The sequence below is a fragment of the Streptomyces sp. NPDC057280 genome, from assembly GCF_042668605.1.
Classification (GTDB): Bacteria; Actinomycetota; Actinomycetes; order Streptomycetales; family Streptomycetaceae; genus Streptomyces.
On the sequence record NZ_JBHUYR010000003.1, the window covers coordinates 610,163 to 629,633 of the forward strand.

Sequence of the window (19,471 nt, forward strand, 5' to 3'; positions counted from 1 at the left end):
GCTCACCAGTCGGTCAGCGGTGGAGTCGTCGTCGACGGCGGCTCCACCCAGGGGCGGGCCGTCACCGCCCACACCACGAAGGCCACGCTCGCCGCGAACAGCAGGAACCACAGCACGCGGCGGGCCGCCCGCCTGCGCCGCAGCATCCGGGCACCCCGGCGCACCACCTCGTCGTGCAGTTCCGGCGGCACCAGCGGCGGCACCTGGTCCATGACCCGCCGCACCGCGGCCTCCCGCTCGGGCCGATTCACCGCCGCCCCCTTCCGGCAGGGCCGCCGATCCGCCCCGGCCTCGTCATGACCCGCTCGGGCCGCTGCACCGCCGCTCCCCCCGGCCCTCTCATGACGCCGCCACCTCGACCCCGCCCTCCGTCGGGGCCGCCGGTCCGCCCCGGCCTCCTCATGACGCCGCCACCTTCGCCCCGCCCACCGTCGGGGCCGGGCCCCGTGGCGGGTGGAGCAGTGTCGCCGTCGCGCGGTCGCAGATGGTGTGGACGCGTTCCGTCGGCAGCCCGAGGAGGGCCGCGGTCTGTTCCTCGGCGACCCCTTCGTAGAGCCTCAGGACCAGGATGAGCCGCTCCTGCGGGCTCAGGCCGGCCAGCGGGCAGGAGGGATGGGGGCGGGCGCCGAACAGGCCGCCGTACTGGTGCCACGCGCCGCGGGCGAAGCGGGTGGCCAGGTACTGGCGGGTGCGGTCGTACGGGTCCTCGCCGTGCAGTCCGTCCCAGCACGCGTACGTGTGCGCCAGCGACAGCGTGAGCAGACGCCGCGCGCGCGGGTTGTCGTCCGGGGCCTCCGCCGTGAGGAGCGTCGCGGCATGCAGCAGCCGCCCGGCCGCGCCCGCGACGAACGCCTTGAACTCCCGGGCCCGGCGGGCGTCTTGCGACGCATGCCGTTGTCGCACCGCGCCTCCCGCCTCTGGCCGACCGTACGAGGGAACCGGACTCCGGTCGCGTACGGAATACGGAACCGTGTGCGACTCGGGACCCGGTCTCATATGAGGCCAGGGGTGGCCTTTCGGTCAAGGGCCGCGCGCGGTTCCGCCCGGGCGGGCGCGTACGGGAATCCGGGAGCGCCCCGGCGTACGTCAGGAAGCCGTCGGCCCCAGGGTGCGTAAGGGAACCCGGGAGCCCTCCCGCGTCCGTCAGGAAGCCGTCGGCGCATCCGCCCCCGGCAGCCCCTGGGCCGCCATCCGGGAGGAGAGCGCGGTGTTGAAGCGCGTGAGGAGCGTGCAGAACGCCTCGCGCTCCTCCGGCGCCCAGTCGTGTGTCAGCTCGGCCATCAACTGACGCCGGGAGGAGCGCACTTCCTCCAGGCGCGACAGCCCACGCGGGGACAGCTGGAGCACCACCGCGCGCCCGTCCTCCGGGTGCGAGGTGCGCTTGACGAGCCCGGTGTCCACGAGCGGCGCCACCTGCCGGGTGACCGTCGACGAGTCGATGCCCATGCTCGCGGCGAGCGCCTTGACGCCCATCGGGCCTTCCTTGTCGAGGCGGTTGAGCAGCAGGTATGCGGCGCGGTCCATGGAGTTGCGCACCTGCCCGACCCCGCCGAGCCGGGTCTGTTCGGCACGGCGGGCGAAGACCGCCACCTCGTGCTGCAGCGTGTCGAGGAGACCGGTGTCACCGACGGTCGTCATGTCCATCGACATTTCAGGTGTTGTGGGCATGGCCGGGGGCTCGCTTCAGGTAAAGGGTGCTGGGTTGGGGGACAGGGTACGCGGCCGGAAGGCGGGCCGTACCGGCGCTGCGCAAAGCCGGTCTCGGAGGTTGGTCACAGCGGCCGCTGCCGCTTGTGAACTGCGATGCTTGTGTCATGAGCTATGGCACGGCTGACTCCTTGCACTCCCTGCGGCCCGTCACTCTCGACGATGTGCGCGGCGCCCAGAAGATGCTCACGGGCGTGGCGCGGGTGACCGCGATGGAGGGCAGCCGGCACCTCTCGCAGCTGGTGGGTGCGCCGGTGCACTTCAAGTGCGAGAACCTCCAGCGCACGGGGTCCTTCAAGCTGCGTGGCGCCTACGTCCGGATCGCCGGCCTGCTGCCCGAGGAGCGCGCGGCCGGGGTCGTCGCCGCGAGCGCGGGCAACCACGCGCAGGGGGTCGCGCTGGCGTCGTCGCTGCTGGGTGTGCGGTCGACGGTGTTCATGCCGAAGGGCGCCCCACTGCCCAAGATCAGCGCGACCCGGGAGTACGGCGCCGAGGTGAGGCTGCACGGGCAGGTGGTCGACGAGACGCTGGCCGCCGCGCAGGAGTACGCGGAGCGGACCGGAGCGGTGTTCATCCACCCCTTCGACCACCCCGACGTCATCGCGGGCCAGGGCACGGTCGGCCTGGAGATCCTGGAGCAGTGCCCGGAGGTGCGCACGATCGTCCTCGGCATCGGCGGCGGCGGTCTCGCGGCCGGGGTCGCGGTCGCGGTGAAGTCCCTGCGGCCCGACGTACGGATCGTGGGCGTCCAGGCGGCGGGCGCGGCGGCGTACCCGCCCTCGTTGGTGGCCGGGCGCCCGGTGTCGATCGAGAACCCGGCGACGATGGCCGACGGCATGAAGGTGGGGCGGCCCGGCGACGTGCCGTTCGAGATCGTGGGCGAACTGGTCGACGAGGTGCGTACGGTCACCGAGGACGAGCTGTCCGCGGCGCTGCTGCTGAGCCTGGAGCGGGCCAAGCTGGTCGTCGAGCCGGCCGGCGCGAGCCCCGTCGCCGCGCTGCTGAGCGACCCCGGCGCCTTCGAGGGACCGGTCGTCGCGCTGCTGTCCGGCGGTAATGTCGACCCGGTGCTGCTCCAGCGCGTCCTGCGGCACGGCATGGCCGCGCAGGGCCGCTACCTGGCCGTACGCCTGCGCCTGACCGACCGTCCCGGCGCCCTGGCCACGCTCCTCGGGGTGTTGTCAGTGGTCGACGCCAACGTCCTCGATGTGAGCCACGTACGGACCGACCCCCGGCTCGGGTTCACGGAGGCGGAGGTCGAGCTGCACCTGGAGACCAAGGGTCCCGAGCACTGCGCCGAGGTCGGCCAGGCCCTGCGGAACGCGGGTTACACGGTCATCGACTGAGGTCATCCCCAGAGGCCAGCGGCTTGGGTTCACCCTTTCGGGAAAATCCGTTGAGACTCGCGATACATCGCGTTATGGTGCGTCGTGAGAAAAAGACAGGCGACACAACCAGCGCATACCTAGGCTTTTCGAAGAATCCCCGACGACGTGGAGACTCACATGCCAGGCGCCATCTATGCCGAAGGCCTGGTGAAGACCTTCGGTGACGTAAGGGCTCTGGACGGCGTCGACCTGGACGTGCCGGAGGGCACCGTCCTGGGCCTGCTCGGGCCGAACGGCGCGGGCAAGACGACGACCGTCCGCTGTCTGACGACCCTGCTGCGGCCCGACAGCGGCAAGGCGGTCGTCGCCGGCATCGACGTCCTCAAGCACCCCGACGCGGTGCGCCGTTCCATCGGCCTGTCCGGCCAGTTCGCGGCGGTCGACGAGTATCTGACCGGCCGCGAGAACCTCCAGATGGTCGGCCGGCTCTACCAGATGAGGGCGAAGGCCGCGAAGGCCCGGGCGGCGGAGCTGCTGGAGCAGTTCGACCTCGCCGACGCCGCCGACCGCCCCACCAAGACCTACTCCGGCGGCATGCGCCGCCGCCTCGACCTCGCGGCCGCCCTGGTCGTCTCCCCGCCCGTGATGTTCATGGACGAGCCGACGACCGGTCTGGACCCCCGCAACCGCCAGCTGCTGTGGGACGTCATCAAGCGCCTGGTCTCCGGCGGTACGACCCTGCTGCTGACCACGCAGTACCTCGAAGAGGCCGACCACCTCGCCCATGACATCGCCGTCGTCGACCACGGCCGGCTCATCGCCCAGGGCACCTCCGACCAGCTCAAGGCCCGCACCGGCGGCGAGCGCGTCGAGGTCGTCGTCCACCAGCGCGAGGACATCGCGACCGCCTCCGAGGTCCTGCGCGGCTTCGGCAAGGGGGACACCACGGTCGAGGAGCACACCCGCAAGCTCACCGTCCCCGTCACCGGCGGCGCCAAGCTGCTCGCCGAGGTCATCCGCGAGCTCGACACCCGGGGCATCGAGATCGACGACATCGGACTGCGCCGCCCCACCCTCGACGACGTGTTCCTCTCCCTGACCGGCCACGTGGCCGAGGAAGCCGTCACGAGCGACAAGGAGGCCGTCAGGAAATGAGCACCGTCTCCGACACCGCGCGCGTCGCGCCGGCCGGGAACCCGGTCAGCCAGTCCGTCCGGGACTCCCTGGTCGTCGCCCAGCGCAACCTCATCCGGATGTCCCGCATCCCCGAGATGATCATCTACGGGCTGATCCAGCCCATCATGTTCGTGGTGCTGTTCACCTACGTCTTCGGCGGCTCCATGCAGATCGGCGGCAGCACCAGCGCCACCGACTACAAGAACTTCCTGATGGCCGGCATCTTCGCGCAGACCGTCACGTTCGCCACCGCCAGCTCCGGCGCGGGCATCGCCGACGACATGCACAAGGGGCTCATCGACCGCTTCCGCTCCCTGCCCATGGCCCGGGGCGCGGTGCTCACCGGGCGCACCTTCGCCGACCTCGTCCAGACCGCCCTCACCCTGGTGGTCCTCGCGGTGGTCGCCCTGCTGGTCGGCTGGCGCGTCGGATCGGACGCGCCCACCAACGCCGGCAAGGTGCTGGGCGCCTTCGGGCTGCTGCTCCTGCTCGGGTACGCCTTCACCTGGATCGGCGCCCTGATCGGCATGTCCGTCCGCACCCCCGAGGCGGCCACGTCCAGCGGCCTGATCTGGCTCTTCCCGGTCACGTTCATCTCGAACGCGTTCGTGGACACCAGCCACATGACCCCCTGGCTGCGCCACATCGCCGACTGGAACCCGTTCAGCGCCACCGTCCAGGCCTGCCGCAAGCTCTTCGGCAACCCGGGCGTCTCGCCCTCCGAGGCCTGGCCGATGCAGCACCCGGTGTGGGCGTCACTGATCTACTCGATCCTGATCATCGCCGTCTTCAGGACCCTTTCCGTCCGGAAGTACCGCTCGGCGACCGCATGACAAAAGACCGCATGACAAAGCCCCCGGTGTCCCAGGGGACACCGGGGGCCGTCACGGGCGGGGTGCGGCCGGCTCAGCCGTTGTAGGGCTCCGCCTTGAGGATCTTCACGGAGGCCTTCTTGCCGTTGGGCAGCTCGTACTCCGCGTCCTCGCCGACCTTGTGGCCGATCACGCCGGAGCCCAGCGGGGACTGCGGCGAGTAGGTCTCGATGTCGGAGCTGGCGTACTCGCGGGAGGCGAGCAGGAAGGTCATCGTGTCGTCCTCGTCGCCGTCGAAGGCGATCGTCACGACCATGCCGGGGGCCACCGCGCCGTCGGCGGACGCCGGGGCCTCGCCGACCTTGGCCTTCTCCAGGAGCTGGGTCAGCTGGCGGATGCGGAGCTCCTGCTTGCCCTGCTCTTCCTTGGCCGCGTGGTACCCGCCGTTCTCGCGCAGGTCGCCCTCCTCGCGCGCGGCCGCGATCTTCGCGGTCACTTCCTCGCGCGCGGGACCAGACAGGTACGCCAGCTCTTCCTTGAGCTTGGTGTACGCCTCCTGCGTAAGCCAGGTGACGTCTTCGCTGGTCTGGGTCACAGGTGCTCCTCGTAGGTACTGGGAATACAAAGCATCGCCCTACCCAGAAGAATGTTCCTTCACGGATGGGCGAAACCACGAGCCTAACAATTCAGCGGCCGAAGGGGGAGGACATAAGCCATCAGAATCACGTCAACGCAGGTCAGCCTCTACGTAATGCGGCTGAACTCAGTCGGCGTGGCAGCCCAGGAGCTCCGCGGTGGTGCCCGGGGACGTCGTACGGAGCGTGACGACCTTGTCGATACGGGTGGCGTCGCCGGAGAAGCGGAAATCGGCCCGGCCCACCTCGGCGCCGTTCTCGGCCTGGGAGCGGATCGTGCAGTAGCCGCTCGCGCCGGCGTCCTTGCGGACCTCCAGATGCACCTGCACCGAGTCCTTGCCCGGCTCGAAGGTGATCACCTCGGCGCTGATCTTGTTCTGGCCGACGTAGTGCCAGGCGAAATAGCCGATCAGCGCGAGCAGCAGCGCCCCGAGGACGGCACCGGCGATCTTGAGCTTGTGGTCGGCGCGCTCGTCCGAGGAGCGGCCGTAACGGCCCTCGGGCAGTCGCGTGGTCGACGCGCTCATGATCGTCCTCTCGGCAGAAACCGGACGGAAACCGGGCCAGAGCCTGACTGCGGAATTATTCGCCCTCCGATTCGGTCACTATAGAAGCCGCCGATCGCACCCCGACACACAGGGGCGCCGACTTACCAAGGATTGAGTCTTGACTGACCAGCTGCGACTGATGGCCGTTCACGCGCACCCCGACGACGAGTCGAGCAAGGGCGCGGCCACCATGGCGAAGTACGTGTCCGAGGGGGTGGACGTGCTGGTCGTGACCTGCACGGGTGGGGAGCGCGGCTCCATCCTCAATCCGAAGCTGCAGGGAGACAAGTACATCGAGGAGCACATCCACGAGGTACGCAAGAAGGAGATGGACGAGGCCCGCGAGATCCTCGGCGTCAAGCAGGAGTGGCTCGGCTTCGTCGACTCCGGCCTCCCCGAGGGCGACCCGCTGCCCCCGCTCCCCGAGGGCTGCTTCGCCCTGGAAGACGTCGACAAGGCGGCCGGCGAGCTGGTCCGCAAGATCCGCGCGTTCCGTCCCCAGGTCATCACGACGTACGACGAGAACGGCGGCTACCCGCACCCCGACCACATCATGACCCACAAGATCTCGATGGTGGCGTTCGAGGGCGCGGCGGACACCGAGAAGTACCCGGAGGCGGACTTCGGCCCCGCCTACCAGGCGCAGAAGCTCTACTACAACCAGGGCTTCAACCGCCCCCGCACCGAGGCGCTGCACCAGGCGATGCTGGACCGCGGCCTGGAGTCGCCGTACGGGGACTGGCTCAAGCGGTGGAACGAGATCGAGCGCACCGAGCGCACCCTGACCACGCACGTCCCGTGCGCCGAGTTCTTCGAGATCCGCGACAAGGCGCTGATCGCGCACGCCACGCAGATCGACCCCGACGGCGGTTGGTTCAAGGTCCCGATGGAGATCCAGAAGGAGGTCTGGCCGACGGAGGAGTACGAGCTGGCGAAGTCCCTCGTCGATACCTCCCTCCCCGAGGACGACCTCTTCGCGGGCATCCGCGACAATGCCTGACATGAGCGCAAGCGTGAGCCTGGCAATGACGCACCTCGTCCCCCTCGCCAAGGAGGTGGACGAGAACAAGGTCACCCCCGGCGTCCTCGGCTTCATCGTCTTCGCGGTGATGGCGCTGGCGGTGTGGGGCCTGATGAAGAGCATGAGCCGGCAGCTGGGGAAGGTCGACTTCGAGGAGACGCCGGACCCGGAGGCCGAGGCCAAGGCCGAGACCGCCTCCGAGACGGCCTCGGCCGAGCCCGGCGCCGGCCAGAGCTGACCCCGGTCATGGCGGGTGGCGGGCAGGCCGGCTCCTGGTGTGGCGGGCAGGTCAGCTCCTGGCTGCCACCACCACCCCCATGACCTCCCGCGCATGCCGGTTCGGGACCATCCCCAGCCGCCACGCCTGCCAGCCGGACTCCAGGCTGATGCCCCGCTCCAGAAGCAGCAGATACGCCTCGACGTAGTCGTCGAGCTTCTCGTCGCGGGACGGATGGCCGGCGCGGGACAGCTGGGACAGCTCCTCCTGCGCCACCGCCGTGCCGATCTCGACCCCGCCCGGGGCCGCGTAGGGCAGCAGGGTGCAGCGCAGGAAGCGGGCCCAGTCCTCGCCGCGGCGGTCGCCGTACGAGGTGAACAGGCCGATCGCCTCGTCGCACAGGGCGAGTGCCTGCGGGGTGCGGGCGTTGCCCGCGTCCACCACCGCCAGCTCCAGGCAGGTCCACGCCTCGCCGTGCGCGACGCCGATGCGCTGGAAGTCGGCGCGGGCGTCGACCAGCAGCTGACGGGCGAAACCGGAGTTGCGCAGGGAGCCCGTCTGGGCGGCTCGCTGGTCGCGGGTCACGCGCGCCGAATGATGCCGGGCGCAGGCCAGGCCGTACACGTCGCGGATGCGGGAGAACATCTGCCGGGAGCGTTCCAGCTCGCGGACCGCCAGATCCAGGTTGCCCGTCTCCTCCAGCGCCTGGCCCAGGTAGTAGACCGACCAGGCCTCGCCGCGCGCGTCCTCGTTCTCGCGGTGCCGGGACGCCGCCTGGCGCAGACCGTCCACCGCCGGGGAGGGATCACCGGCGACCAGCCGGGCGCGGGCCAGCTGGGTCAGGGCCCACGCCTCGCCGCGGGCGTCGCGGGTGCGGCCGTAGAGATCCAGGGCGGTGCGCAGCTCCTGCTCGGCTCTGGGTACGTCGCCCATGCGCAGCCCGAGCTGGCCGAGCTGGAAGTGGGCCCAGGCCTCGCCGTGCACGGACTCGCCCGCGTGGTGCAGGACCAGGGACTGGGTGAGCAGGTCCATGGCCTCGGACAGGTGGGCGCGGTCGCGTTCCACCGCCGCCAGCGCGTGCATCGTCCAGGCGCGGTCCGTCGCCAGTTCGGGGGCCGCCTGGAGATCCAGGGCCTCGTGCAGCTTGGCCGCCGCCTCCGTCAGGTTGCCCTGGTGGTGGAGCGTGATGCCCAGGGAGCACAGGGCCCTGGCCGCGCCCGCGTCGTGGTGGGCCTCCATGTACAGGTCGACCACCGAGGTCAGGGTCGTACGGGCCTTGTCCAGCTCGCCGAGCTGACGGGCCGCGATACCGGTGCGCCACTGGACCGAGCGCACCAGCAGGCCCTGGTCGACGGCCTGGGCCAGCTCGCTGATCTCGCCGAGGCGGTACAGGTCGCCGCGCAGCAGGCAGTAGTCGCACAGCGCGCCCAGCAGGCTCAGCACCGCCGCCTGGTTCACGCCCTCCGCGTGCCGCAGGGTCGAGGTGATGAAGCTCGACTCGTCGTCCAGCCAGCGCAGCGCCTCGTCGAGGGAGGTGAAGCCGTGCGGGCTGAAGCGGTCCGAGCGGGTCGACATGTTGCCGTCGACCAGGCGCAGGACCGAGTCCGCCAGCTCCGCGTAGTTCACGATGAGACGTTCCTGCGCCGAGGTGCGCTCCGCCGGATCCTCCTCGTCCAGGAGCCGGGCCTGGGCGAAGGCGCGGACCAGGTCGTGCAGGCGGTAGCGGTCACCGCGGACGTGGTCGAGCAGGCCGGCGCGGGCGAGCGCGACGAGGTGCCGCCGCGCCTCCGACTGATCGGTGGCGAGCAGCGCCGCCGCCGCGGCCGCGCCCAGGGACGCCCGGCCCGCCAGCGCCAGGCGGCGCAGCAGGCGGCGGGCGGTGTCCGACTGGTCGGTGTAGCGCAGCCACAGCACCCGCTCGATCGGCTCCACCGGGCCGTACGCGCCCAGGTCCGAGGCCAGTTGGCGCGGTGCACGCGGGCCGAGGGCCGAGCCCGCGATGCGCAGCGCGAGCGGCAGGCCCCCGCACAACTCCCTGATCCGGTCGGTGGATTCGGCGTCGTACGGCGCCGACTTGTCCTGCGCGGTCGCCGTCAGCAGCTCCTCCGCGCCCGCCGGGTCCAGCGCCTCGACCGGCAGATGGTGCACCCAGGCCGGCAGATCGGCGGGCAACCGCAGGGCGGTGCGGCTCGTGACCAGGACCAGGCTGTCGGAGCGCTCCGGGACGAGGGTGCGGACCTGTTCCGGGTCCGAGGCGTCGTCCAGGACGATCGTCACCGGCAGGCCCGTCAGATGCTGGTGGTACAGCTCGCTCAGCCGCTTGACCTGCTGGTCGGGAGAGGAACGCTCCCGGAACAGCAGCTGCTCGCGGGGCGCGCCGAGCCGGTTGAGGAGGTGCAGCAGGGCGTCCCGGGTGGGCAGCGGCGGCTCCTCCGGGCTGTCGCCGCGCAGGTCCACCACGCACGCGCCGCGGAAGTAGTCCCGCAGATCGTGGGCGGCGTGCAGGGCGAGCGCGGAACGGCCGCTGCCGGACGGACCGTGCAGCACGACCACCGTCGGGCGGGTCTCGGTGCTGGCCCGCGCTGACTGCACCCACTGTCTGATCCGGCCCAGCTCCTGCCGCCGACCCGCGAACTCCGTGATCGGATCGGGGAGTTGGCCGAACGACTGCTCCAGCACGTTCCGTCCGCGGGCCGCCGCGCTCTTGTCGGCGCCCTTCAGCCGCGGCCCCGTCTTCTTCGGCCCGGTCGACGCGCTCAGCACCCGCTGCTGATCCAGGAAGGGCCGGATGCCCCGCACCTCCAGGGCGGTCAGCCACGACAGCCGCAGCTGCTCGGGCCCGCCCGGCTGACTCGCCGCGCCCGCCTGATGATGCGCGGCCGGCAGATGCGACCCGGCGACCTTCACCACGGTCGCCGCGGCCCCGACGACACCCACGGTCACCCCGGCACCCAGGGCCGTCCCCGCGCCGGTCCCCAGCGCCAAGTCGGCGACGACGGCCGCCGCGGCGGCAACTCCCGCCACCAGCAGGGGAGTTCCGCCGCCCTGCCGCGCGTACCGCTGCCCGAACGTCAGCTGCCCGGCCGCCGCCTCGTCCAGCGCGCGCGTGTAGGCCTCGTACTCCTCGGCGGCCGTCTCGGCCATGGAATCCAGCGCGCCCCGCGCCCGCGACAGCAGCACGCCCCCGTCGATGCGCCCGCCCGACCGCCGCACCTCCTCCTCCACGGCCCGGCCCACCAGCCGCTCGGCCTCCACCCGATGGCTGTCCCGCATGTCTCGTCCCCCTCCGACGACAACGGTTTCTTGGTCAAGTGTGCTGCGGACGGGCCGCTGTGGGGAGAGGGCCGGAGGATCACCTTCTGGGACCCGCCTGACGCGTGACGGCCGGGGTACTGCGGCAGGATGGACCCCATGCCGAACCGACTGGCCCAAGAGACGTCCCCCTACCTCCTCCAGCACGCGGACAATCCCGTCGACTGGTGGCCGTGGTCCGGCGAGGCCTTCGAGGAGGCGCGCAAGAGCGGGAAACCGGTGCTGCTCAGCGTCGGGTATGCAAGCTGCCACTGGTGTCATGTGATGGCGCACGAGTCCTTCGAGGACCAGGAGACCGCCGACTACCTCAACGCCCACTTCGTCAACATCAAGGTCGACCGCGAGGAACGCCCCGACGTCGACGCCGTCTACATGGAGGCCGTGCAGGCCGCCACCGGGCAGGGCGGGTGGCCGATGACCGTGTTTCTGACGCCGGATGCCGAGCCCTTCTACTTCGGTACCTACTTCCCGCCCGCGCCCCGGCACGGGATGCCGTCCTTCCGGCAGGTGCTGGAGGGGGTGCGCAGTGCGTGGGCCGATCGGCGGGACGAGGTCACGGAGGTGGCGGAGAAGATCGTGCGGGACCTCGCCGGGCGGGAGATCTCCTACGGCGACTCGCAGGCGCCCGGCCAGGAGGAGCTCGCGCAGGCGCTGCTCGGGCTGACGCGGGAGTACGACGCGCAGCGCGGCGGATTCGGCGGGGCGCCGAAGTTCCCGCCGTCCATGGTCGTGGAGTTCCTGCTGCGGCACTACGCCAGGACCGGGGCCGAGGGTGCCTTGCAGATGGCGCGGGACACGTGCGAGCGGATGGCGCGGGGTGGGATCTACGACCAGCTGGGGGGCGGGTTCGCCCGGTACTCCGTCGACCGGGAGTGGGTCGTGCCCCACTTCGAGAAGATGCTCTACGACAACGCGCTGCTGTGCCGGGTGTACGCCCATCTGTGGCGTGCCACCGGATCCGAGCTCGCCCGGCGCGTCGCCCTGGAGACCGCCGACTTCATGGTGCGTGAACTGCGCACGAACGAGGGCGGGTTCGCCTCCGCGCTGGACGCCGACAGCGACGACGGGAACGGGAAGCACGTCGAGGGGGCGTACTACGTGTGGACGCCCGCGCAGCTTGTCGAGGTGCTGGGTGAGGAGGATGCCGAACTCGCCGCGCAGTACTTCGGGGTGACGGACGAAGGGACCTTCGAGGAAGGGGCCTCGGTTCTTCAGCTTCCGCAGAGTGAGGGCGTGTTCGACGGCGACAAGGTCGAGTCCGTCCGGCGGCGGCTCCTCGACGCTCGTGCCGGGCGGCCCGCCCCCGGGCGGGACGACAAGGTCGTCGCCGCCTGGAACGGGCTCGCGATCGCCGCGCTGGCCGAGACCGGCGCCTACTTCGACCGCCCCGACCTGGTCGAGGCCGCCGTCGCCGCCGCCGATCTCCTCGTACGGCTGCATCTCGACGAGCAGGCGCGGCTCGCCCGGACCAGCAAGGACGGGCATGTCGGCGCCAACGCGGGGGTGTTGGAGGACTACGCGGATGTCGCGGAGGGGTTCCTCGCGCTCACGGCCGTGACGGGGGAGGGGGTGTGGCTGGAGTTCGCCGGGTTCCTGCTCGACCATGTGCTCGCGCGGTTCGTGGACGAGGAGTCGGGCGCGCTGTTCGACACCGCCTCCGACGCCGAGCGGCTCATCCGGCGGCCTCAGGACCCGACCGACAACGCCGTGCCGTCCGGCTGGACCGCCGCCGCGGGGGCGTTGCTGAGCTATGCCGCGCAGACCGGTGCCGAGCCGCATCGCGTCGCCGCGGAGCGGGCGTTGGGCGTGGTGAAGGCGCTCGGGCCGCGGGTGCCGCGGTTCATCGGGTGGGGGCTCGCGGTCGCCGAGGCGCTGCTCGACGGGCCGCGGGAGGTCGCCGTCGTGGGGCCGGCCCTCGATGATCCGGCCACAAAGGCCTTGCACCGTACGGCACTTCTGGGGACCGCGCCCGGTGCCGTCGTCGCCGCGGGAGTCGTCGGGAGTGATGAACTTCCGCTGCTGGCCGACCGGCCGCTGGTCGGCGGTGAACCGGCCGCGTATGTCTGCCGTAACTTCACGTGTGATGCGCCGACGACCGAGGTTGAACGGCTCCGAGCATCCTTGAACGGGTGAAGTCACCACACCCCCACGAAACATAGTATTTATCGGAAGATCCCTCGCACTTCACAGATCACCCATAACCTCTCCACAGTGACGTGGCAGGAGTGACTGGCCTGCCACGACAGGGGGTTTTTCAGATCTGGGGGGATCTTTGCTGACGTCTGTCTTCATCGCTGCCGTTTCTCTGGCCCTGTTCTGGATGGCGGCGTTCACCCTGTGGTGGCAGATGCACGCGTGGCGTACGCCCGAGGTGCTGGCCTCCACCCGGTTCAGCAGACCGGACGGGGGTGAACACGTCTCGTTCTCGCTCCTGCTGCCCGCGCGGCACGAGCAGGCCGTCCTCGACCACACCATCAAGCGGCTGCTGGAATCCAGCCACACCGACTTCGAGATCATCGTCATCGTCGGGCACGACGATCCCGAGACCACGGCGGTGGCCGAAGCGGCCGCCGAACGCGATCCGCGCGTCCGGGTCGTCGTCGACACCCACGAGAAGAAGAACAAGCCGAAGGCGATGAACACGGCGCTGCCGCACTGCCGCGGCGACGTCGTCGGGGTCTTCGACGCCGAGGACCAGGTCCACCCGGAGCTCCTCGCCCACGTCGACCACGCCTTCCGGACCACCGGGGCCGACGTCGTCCAGGGCGGCGTCCAGCTCATCAACTTCCACTCCAGCTGGTACTCCCTGCGCAACTGCCTGGAGTACTTCTTCTGGTTCCGCTCGCGGCTCCATCTGCACGCGCAGAAGGGGTTCATCCCGCTCGGCGGCAATACCGTCTTCGTCCGCACGAACGTCCTGAGGGACGCCGACGGCTGGGACTCCGAGTGCCTCGCCGAGGACTGCGACCTCGGGGTGCGGCTGTCGTCGGTCGGCAAGAAGGTCGTCGTCGCCTACGACTCCGACATGGTCACCCGCGAGGAGACCCCCGGCAGCCTGATGTCCCTGCTCAAGCAGCGCACCCGCTGGAACCAGGGCTTCCTTCAGGTCTACCGGAAGAAGGACTGGAAGCAACTCCCGGGCTTCGGGCAGCGGTTGCTCGCCCGGTACACCCTCATGACCCCGTTCCTCCAGGCCTTCTCCGGCGTGATCATCCCGCTCAACGTCGCGGTCGCGCTCTTCCTCGACGTGCCCGTCGGCATCGCCTTCGTCACCTTCCTGCCGGCCGTCACGGCCCTGGTGACCTTCGTCTTCGAGCTCGTCGGACTGCACGACTTCGGCAAGCAGTACGGCCTGCGGGTGCGCTTCGTGCACTACCTGAAGCTGATCGTGGGCGGCCCGTTCTACCAGGTCCTTCTCGCCGGGGCCGCGATGCGCGCCGTCTGGCGTGAGCAACGCGGGCGCAACGACTGGGAGTTGACCAGTCACGTCGGTGCCCATCTCCACCACACGGCGGTAATCCGAGAGGACGTCCCTGCGTGACCTCCACCCTTCCCGCGGTGACCGCTCCGAAGGTCCCCGCGCAGCGGCAGCCTGCGCCTGACGAACGTTCGACCAGTCGAACATCCTCGTCCAGGCGTCCCGACCTCCTCCTCTGCGGTGCCCTCCTCGTCGCGATCCTCGTCGTGCAGGGCTGGAACATCGCCGACTACCCCACCCTCAGCGACGACGAGGGGACCTACCTCGCCCAGGCCTGGGCCGTCCAGGAGGGCAAGGGCCTCGCCCACTACACCTACTGGTACGACCACCCGCCGCTCGGCTGGATCCAGCTCGCCCTGCTCACCTGGATACCGAAACTGCTGAGCCCCGACTCGATGACCGTCGGCTCGATGCGGGTCACGATGCTGCTGATCAGCGCCATCAGCGCCGTCCTCGTGTACCTGCTCGGGCGCCGGCTGTCCCTGCCCCGCTGGGCCGCCGGCCTCGGCATGGCCCTGTTCGGGCTCTCCCCGCTCTCCGTCGTCCTCCAGCGGGAGATCTTCCTCGACAACCTCGCGGTGATGTGGACCCTGCTGGCGTTCACCCTCGCCGCGTCCCCGAGCCGCCACCTCTGGCACCACTTCGGCGCGGGCATCGCGGCGGCCACGGCCGTGCTGACCAAGGAGACGATGCTCTTCGTTCTCCCCGCGGTCTTCGTCACCATGTGGCGCCACAGCCACCGCGACACCCGCAAGTTCGCCCTCACCGGCGCCCTCACCGCCTGCACCCTGATCGGCCTGGCCTACCCCCTCTTCGCCCTGCTGAAGGGCGAGTTGCTGCCCGGGGGCGGGCACGTCTCGCTGTGGGACGGCATCAAGTACCAGATGACCAGGCCCGGTTCGGGCTTCATCCTCGACGCCGGATCCGGCTCGCACGGCGTGCTCAGGTCCTGGCTCTACTACGACCGGGTCCTGCCCCTCGGCGGACTCGCGGGCGCGCTCCTGCTCCTCGCCACCTGGCGCTGGTCCGTCACCGCCCGCGCACTCGCCGGACCCTCGCTGGCCGTGGGCATCCTCGCCCTGGTCGCGATGCGGCCCAGCGGCTATCTGCCCGCGATGTACATCATCCAGGCGCTGCCGTTCCTCGCCCTCGTCCTCGCCGGCGGCACCGCCTCGATCGTGCACGCCGTCCTCAACAGGGCGCGCTGGGTGGGCCGTTACGGCGTCGCGGCGGTCCTCGCCGTGGCCGCCTGCGTGTACGTCGTACCGCGCTGGTACGACGGTGACCGCACCGCCGTCACCGCCGACGCCAACGCCCCCTACCGGGCCGCCGCGCAGTGGATGGCGAGCGAGGTGGCGCAGCCCGAGAAGACCCGGGTACTCGTCGACGACGCGCTCTGGCTGGACCTGGTGCACGCGGGGTACCGGCCCGGGCTCGGCGTCATCTGGTTCTACAAGGCCGACCTCGACCCGGCGGTCACCAAGACGATGCCGCGCGGCTGGAAGGACATCGACTACGTCGTGGCCTCGCCGACCGTGCGGCGCGACGCGGTCGACCTGCCCAACGTCAAGGCCGCCATCCAGCACTCGACGCCGGTCGCCGTGTTCGGCGCCGGCGCGGACCGGATCGAGATCCGGCAGATCCAGCACGCCACCGGAGGCGTCCGATGAGCCACGAGTACACCGCACCCCTGCCGGATCTGACGGCCGCCGAGGTCCCCGAACCCGCCGCCGTCACCATCGTCGTACCGACGTACAACGAGTCCGCGAACGTCCGCGAACTCCTGCACCAGATCACCGAGTCGGTACCCGGCCGGCTGCCCTGCGAGGTCGTCTTCGTGGACGACTCCACCGACGACACCCCCGAGGTGATCCGCGAGGCCGCGAAGGACTGCCCCTTCCCGGTGACCGTCCTGCACCGGGACGAGCCGGTCGGCGGGCTGGGCGGGGCGGTCGTGGAGGGCATGAGGGCGGCGGGGGCGGACTGGATCGTCGTCATGGACGGCGACTGCCAGCATCCGCCGTCCCTGGTACCGGAGCTGGTGGCCACCGGGCAGCGGGCGAACGCCGGGCTCGTCGTCGCCTCCCGGTACATCAAGGGTGGCAGCCGTGCCGGGCTCGCGGGCAGTTACCGCGTGGTCGTCTCCCGCGGGGCGACCTGGCTGACGAAGTCCCTCTTCCCGCGCCGGCTGCACGGCATCAGCGACCCGATGAGCGGCTTCTTCGCGATCCGGCGCAGCGACATCGCCGCGGACGCGCTGCAGCCGCTCGGCTACAAGATCCTGCTGGAACTGGCGGTGCGGAGCCGGCCGCGCGCGGTCACCGAGGTGCCGTTCGTCTTCCAGGAGCGGTTCGCGGGCGAGTCCAAGTCCACGGCGGCGGAAGGGCGCCGCTTCCTGCGGCACCTCGCCGGACTGCGCACGGCGAGCCCGCTGGCCCGCATGGTGGTGTTCGGCCTGATCGGGCTCACCGGATTCGTGCCCAACCTGGTCGGTCTGTGGGCCCTCACCCACGCTGGCCTGCACTACCTGCCCGCCGAGATCGTCGCCAACCAGTTCGGCGTGGCCTGGAACTTTCTCCTCATCGAGAAGGTGCTCTTCCGTGACCGGCGCCGCCACCGGCACTGGGCCGACCGCACGGTCCGCTTCGCGCTGCTCGCCAACGCCGACCTGGTGCTGCGCATCCCGCTGATCGCGCTGCTGGTCACGCACTTCGGCCTGTCGGCGCTGCCCGCCACCGCACTCGCCCTGGTCATCACGTTCGTCCTGCGCTTCGTCGGGACCGAAGCGCTGGTCTATCTCCCTCGCAGAACCCGCCGCAACAGGAGCCGCACCGTATGAAGAGCCGCCGCAGACCAGCCCTGCTGGGGGTGACCGCCCTCACGGCCGGTCTCCTCCTCGCCACACCGCAACCCGCCTCCGCCGCCAACCTCATCAAGAACCCCGGCTTCGAGACCGCCGGCACCGGCGACATGCCGTACTGCTGGGAGAAGTCCGGCTGGGGCAACAACGACTTCACGTTCACCACCACCTCCGGCGCCCACTCCGGCTCCAAGGCCATGAAGGTCGAGCTCACCCGCCGCGTCGACGGCGACCGCAAGGCGCTGATCACCGAGTCGGCCGAGTGCGCGCCGGGCGTGACGCCGGGCAAGCAGTACGACCTGAGCCTCTGGTACAAGTCGACGACCCCGGACACCGCCATCACCCTCTTCCGGCACGACACCACCGCCGGCTGGCAGTACTGGACGGATCTGAAGACCCTGGAGATGGCGGGCAGCTGGACGCAGGCGAGCGTCCGCACCCCCGAGGTCCCCACCGGCACCGACCGGATCACCTGGGGCGTCTCCGTCTACGGCACCGGCTCCGCGACCACCGACGACTACACGATGGAACAGGTCGCCGACCCGCTCCCGCCGGCGCAGTGCACCGGCACGGCCGATCAGTGCGCCAACGGCCGCTGGGACGTGCTGCCCACGCAGAACCCGGTGCGCTCCATGCACTCCGTCGTCCTCAACAACGGCAAGGTGCTGCTCATCGCGGGCTCCGGCAACAGCGAGGAGCAGTTCAACGCGGGCACCTTCACCTCGGCCGTCTACAACCCGGCCACCGGCACCTACAAGGTCATTCCCACCCCGAAGGACATGTTCTGCGCCGGGCACATCCAGCTGCAGGACGGCCGGGTCCTGGTGATGAGCGGCAACAAGGCGTTCCCGGTCGCGGGCGGGCACGGCTACGAGGGCTACAAGGACTCGTACATCTTCGATCCGAAGACCGAGACCTACAGCAAGACCAATGACCTCAACGACGGCCACTGGTACCCCTCGGCGACCGAGCTCGGCAACGGCGACGTCATCTCCTTCGGCGGGCTGCGCGAGGACTCGACCGGATCGGTGACCGCCGAGTACTGGTCGGACGCCCAGCAGAAGTGGCTGGCGCTGTGGCAGGTCAACCAGACCTGGTCGTACTGGGGTCTGTACCCGTCGATGATCCTGATGCAGGACGGCCGCCTCTTCTACTCCGGCAGCCATGTCTTCGGCAACAACATCCCGGGCACCGGCTCGGCGATCTACGACTACAACGCCAACACGATCACCCAGATCCCGGGCCTGCAGAACAAGGACCAGCGCGACCAGTCCGCGAGCGTGCTGCTGCCCCCGGCGCAGAACCAGAAAGTCCTCACCATCGGCGGCGGCAACATCGACTCCAACCCGGAGGGCAACCGCCTCACCGACGTCATCGACCTCAAGCAGCCCAACCCGGCGTACGTCGCCGGGCCGCCGCTCCCGCAGGGCACGGTCGACCTCGGCAACGGCAAGGTCCCCGAGACCGGTAACCAGGGGAAGATGTACGTCTCCGCCGTACTGCTGCCCGACGGCAAGGTGCTGGAGACCGGTGGCGGTCTGCACAACCGGGCCAACCCGGTCTTCGAGGCGTCGATCTACGACCCGGACTCGGGCACCTTCGATCCCGTCGCCGCCGACCCCGAGGCCCGCGGTTACCACTCCTCCGCGTTCCTGCTGCCCGACGGCCGGGTCATGGCGACCGGTGACAACCCGGGCAACGGCACCTGGAACCACAACGTGTCGATCTACACGCCGCCGTACCTCCTCAAGGGCACGCGTCCGTCGATCACTTCGGTCATCGACACCGAGTGGAACTACGGCGACACCCAGCGGATCACCGTCGACCGGCCCATCGCCAAGGCCGAGTTGATCCGTCCGGCCGCGGTGACGCACTCCTCCGACCCCAACCAGCGGTTCGTGGATCTGCCGCTGTCGGTGAACGGCAACAACGTCGACCTGAACGTGACGAGCAACCCCAACCTGGCGCCGCCCGGCTGGTACATGCTGTTCGCCGTGGACGCCAACGGGGTGCCGTCGGTGGCGAAGTGGGTGCACCTGCAGGGCCCGGCAGCGCTGAGCGCGACGGACGCCTCGGCGCACGTCCACTCCTTCGCCGACGACCTCTCCGGCAAGGTCACCGGCCCCGGCAAGAAGCGCACCTCGCAGAAGGTCAGCCCGACCGTCTCCGGCTGCGACCGCCACTACGGCTCGATCAACGTCTGCGTGCCCACGGCGTTCCCGAAGGAGGTCAAGGCGACGACGTCGGCCCGCTGCGCCTGGCTGAAGAAGAACGACTACGGCCGCCTGAAGGTCAACGGCAAGGACGACCCGCTGGGTCTCGACCGCAACAAGGACGGCCTCGCCTGCGGAAAGGCGGATGTCAGGAAGGGGTAGCC

16 protein-coding genes are annotated in these 19,471 nt (G+C 70.5%); 10 read left to right on the forward strand and 6 right to left on the reverse strand.

The genetic code is table 11. The features are described from left to right. Positions 1–2 precede the first annotated feature (2 nt). From ACFUO4_RS21325 to ACFUO4_RS21335, 3 genes are all read right to left on the reverse strand, one after another. A complete protein-coding gene (locus tag ACFUO4_RS21325) occupies positions 3–251 on the reverse strand; it encodes a hypothetical protein (RefSeq protein ID WP_079310973.1) in 249 nt (82 codons plus the stop codon). A gap of 148 nt (positions 252–399) precedes the next feature. Beyond that, entirely contained in the window at positions 400–903 is a 504-nt protein-coding gene (locus tag ACFUO4_RS21330; RefSeq protein WP_383486925.1) for a sigma factor-like helix-turn-helix DNA-binding protein, read from the reverse strand. A gap of 240 nt (positions 904–1,143) precedes the next feature. Further along, on the reverse strand, positions 1,144–1,650 hold the full coding sequence (locus ACFUO4_RS21335) for a MarR family winged helix-turn-helix transcriptional regulator (RefSeq protein ID WP_179143498.1): 507 nt from the start codon (positions 1,648–1,650) through the stop codon (positions 1,144–1,146). A 164-nt stretch (positions 1,651–1,814) separates the two neighbouring features. Between ACFUO4_RS21335 and ilvA the strand changes: the two genes are divergently transcribed. The 3 genes from ilvA to ACFUO4_RS21350 all read left to right on the forward strand — a co-directional run bounded on the left by ilvA (position 1,815) and on the right by ACFUO4_RS21350 (position 5,044). Next, positions 1,815–3,053: a threonine ammonia-lyase gene (ilvA, locus tag ACFUO4_RS21340; protein WP_079310971.1), complete on the forward strand. Its 1,239-nt coding sequence runs from the start codon at positions 1,815–1,817 to the stop codon at positions 3,051–3,053. Positions 3,054–3,212: 159 nt separating this feature from the next. Continuing rightward, entirely contained in the window at positions 3,213–4,190 is a 978-nt protein-coding gene (locus ACFUO4_RS21345) for an ATP-binding cassette domain-containing protein (RefSeq protein ID WP_383486930.1), read from the forward strand. After that, positions 4,187–5,044, forward strand: coding sequence for an ABC transporter permease (locus tag ACFUO4_RS21350; RefSeq protein ID WP_079310969.1), 858 nt, complete (start codon positions 4,187–4,189; stop codon positions 5,042–5,044). Before ACFUO4_RS21345 ends, ACFUO4_RS21350 begins: the two co-directional genes overlap by 4 nt. Before the next feature lie 73 nt (positions 5,045–5,117). Here ACFUO4_RS21350 and greA read toward each other — a convergent pair whose 3' ends face one another. Both greA and ACFUO4_RS21360 read right to left on the reverse strand, forming a co-directional pair. Beyond that, positions 5,118–5,618, reverse strand: coding sequence for a transcription elongation factor GreA (greA, locus tag ACFUO4_RS21355; RefSeq protein WP_079310968.1), 501 nt, complete (start codon positions 5,616–5,618; stop codon positions 5,118–5,120). Between the two features lie 168 nt (positions 5,619–5,786). Further along, positions 5,787–6,185 carry a DUF4307 domain-containing protein gene (locus ACFUO4_RS21360; RefSeq protein ID WP_079310967.1) on the reverse strand — a complete coding sequence of 133 codons (399 nt, stop codon included), beginning with the start codon at positions 6,183–6,185 and terminating at the stop codon, positions 5,787–5,789. A gap of 139 nt (positions 6,186–6,324) precedes the next feature. Between ACFUO4_RS21360 and mca the strand changes: the two genes are divergently transcribed. Both mca and ACFUO4_RS21370 read left to right on the forward strand, forming a co-directional pair. Beyond that, positions 6,325–7,206, forward strand: a complete 882-nt coding sequence (mca, locus tag ACFUO4_RS21365) for a mycothiol conjugate amidase Mca (protein ID WP_079310966.1) — start codon at positions 6,325–6,327, stop codon at positions 7,204–7,206. Then, entirely contained in the window at positions 7,199–7,465 is a 267-nt protein-coding gene (locus ACFUO4_RS21370) for a hypothetical protein (RefSeq protein WP_383486935.1), read from the forward strand. Before mca ends, ACFUO4_RS21370 begins: the two co-directional genes overlap by 8 nt. A gap of 51 nt (positions 7,466–7,516) precedes the next feature. Here ACFUO4_RS21370 and ACFUO4_RS21375 read toward each other — a convergent pair whose 3' ends face one another. Beyond that, positions 7,517–10,717 carry an AAA family ATPase gene (locus tag ACFUO4_RS21375; RefSeq protein WP_383486938.1) on the reverse strand — a complete coding sequence of 1,067 codons (3,201 nt, stop codon included), beginning with the start codon at positions 10,715–10,717 and terminating at the stop codon, positions 7,517–7,519. 138 nt (positions 10,718–10,855) lie between these two features. Between ACFUO4_RS21375 and ACFUO4_RS21380 the strand changes: the two genes are divergently transcribed. The 5 genes from ACFUO4_RS21380 (at position 10,856) to ACFUO4_RS21400 (ending at position 19,469) form a co-directional block, all read left to right on the forward strand. Then, positions 10,856–12,889 carry a thioredoxin domain-containing protein gene (locus ACFUO4_RS21380; RefSeq protein ID WP_383486941.1) on the forward strand — a complete coding sequence of 678 codons (2,034 nt, stop codon included), beginning with the start codon at positions 10,856–10,858 and terminating at the stop codon, positions 12,887–12,889. Between the two features lie 139 nt (positions 12,890–13,028). Next, positions 13,029–14,297, forward strand: a complete 1,269-nt coding sequence (locus tag ACFUO4_RS21385) for a glycosyltransferase (protein ID WP_383486945.1) — start codon at positions 13,029–13,031, stop codon at positions 14,295–14,297. Beyond that, on the forward strand, positions 14,294–15,904 hold the full coding sequence (locus tag ACFUO4_RS21390; protein WP_383486948.1) for an ArnT family glycosyltransferase: 1,611 nt from the start codon (positions 14,294–14,296) through the stop codon (positions 15,902–15,904). Before ACFUO4_RS21385 ends, ACFUO4_RS21390 begins: the two co-directional genes overlap by 4 nt. Further along, entirely contained in the window at positions 15,901–17,073 is a 1,173-nt protein-coding gene (locus ACFUO4_RS21395) for a glycosyltransferase (protein ID WP_383486951.1), read from the forward strand. Before ACFUO4_RS21390 ends, ACFUO4_RS21395 begins: the two co-directional genes overlap by 4 nt. Further along, positions 17,070–19,469: a galactose oxidase-like domain-containing protein gene (locus ACFUO4_RS21400; RefSeq protein WP_079310962.1), complete on the forward strand. Its 2,400-nt coding sequence runs from the start codon at positions 17,070–17,072 to the stop codon at positions 19,467–19,469. Before ACFUO4_RS21395 ends, ACFUO4_RS21400 begins: the two co-directional genes overlap by 4 nt. The last annotated feature ends 2 nt before the right edge of the window (positions 19,470–19,471 follow it).

Bases quoted from the DNA above. Each gene is read 5' to 3' on its own strand.
- ACFUO4_RS21335 (WP_179143498.1), bottom strand. From the start codon at position 1,650: ATGTCGATGGACATGACGACCGTCGGTGACACCGGTCTCCTCGACACG.
- ilvA (WP_079310971.1), top strand. From the start codon at position 1,815: ATGAGCTATGGCACGGCTGACTCCTTGCACTCCCTGCGGCCCGTCACT.
- ACFUO4_RS21345 (WP_383486930.1), top strand. From the start codon at position 3,213: ATGCCAGGCGCCATCTATGCCGAAGGCCTGGTGAAGACCTTCGGTGAC.
- ACFUO4_RS21350 (WP_079310969.1), top strand. From the start codon at position 4,187: ATGAGCACCGTCTCCGACACCGCGCGCGTCGCGCCGGCCGGGAACCCG.
- ACFUO4_RS21360 (WP_079310967.1), bottom strand. From the start codon at position 6,185: ATGAGCGCGTCGACCACGCGACTGCCCGAGGGCCGTTACGGCCGCTCC.
- ACFUO4_RS21370 (WP_383486935.1), top strand. From the start codon at position 7,199: ATGCCTGACATGAGCGCAAGCGTGAGCCTGGCAATGACGCACCTCGTC.
- ACFUO4_RS21375 (WP_383486938.1), bottom strand. From the start codon at position 10,717: ATGCGGGACAGCCATCGGGTGGAGGCCGAGCGGCTGGTGGGCCGGGCC.
- ACFUO4_RS21380 (WP_383486941.1), top strand. From the start codon at position 10,856: ATGCCGAACCGACTGGCCCAAGAGACGTCCCCCTACCTCCTCCAGCAC.
- ACFUO4_RS21395 (WP_383486951.1), top strand. From the start codon at position 15,901: ATGAGCCACGAGTACACCGCACCCCTGCCGGATCTGACGGCCGCCGAG.
- ACFUO4_RS21400 (WP_079310962.1), top strand. From the start codon at position 17,070: ATGAAGAGCCGCCGCAGACCAGCCCTGCTGGGGGTGACCGCCCTCACG.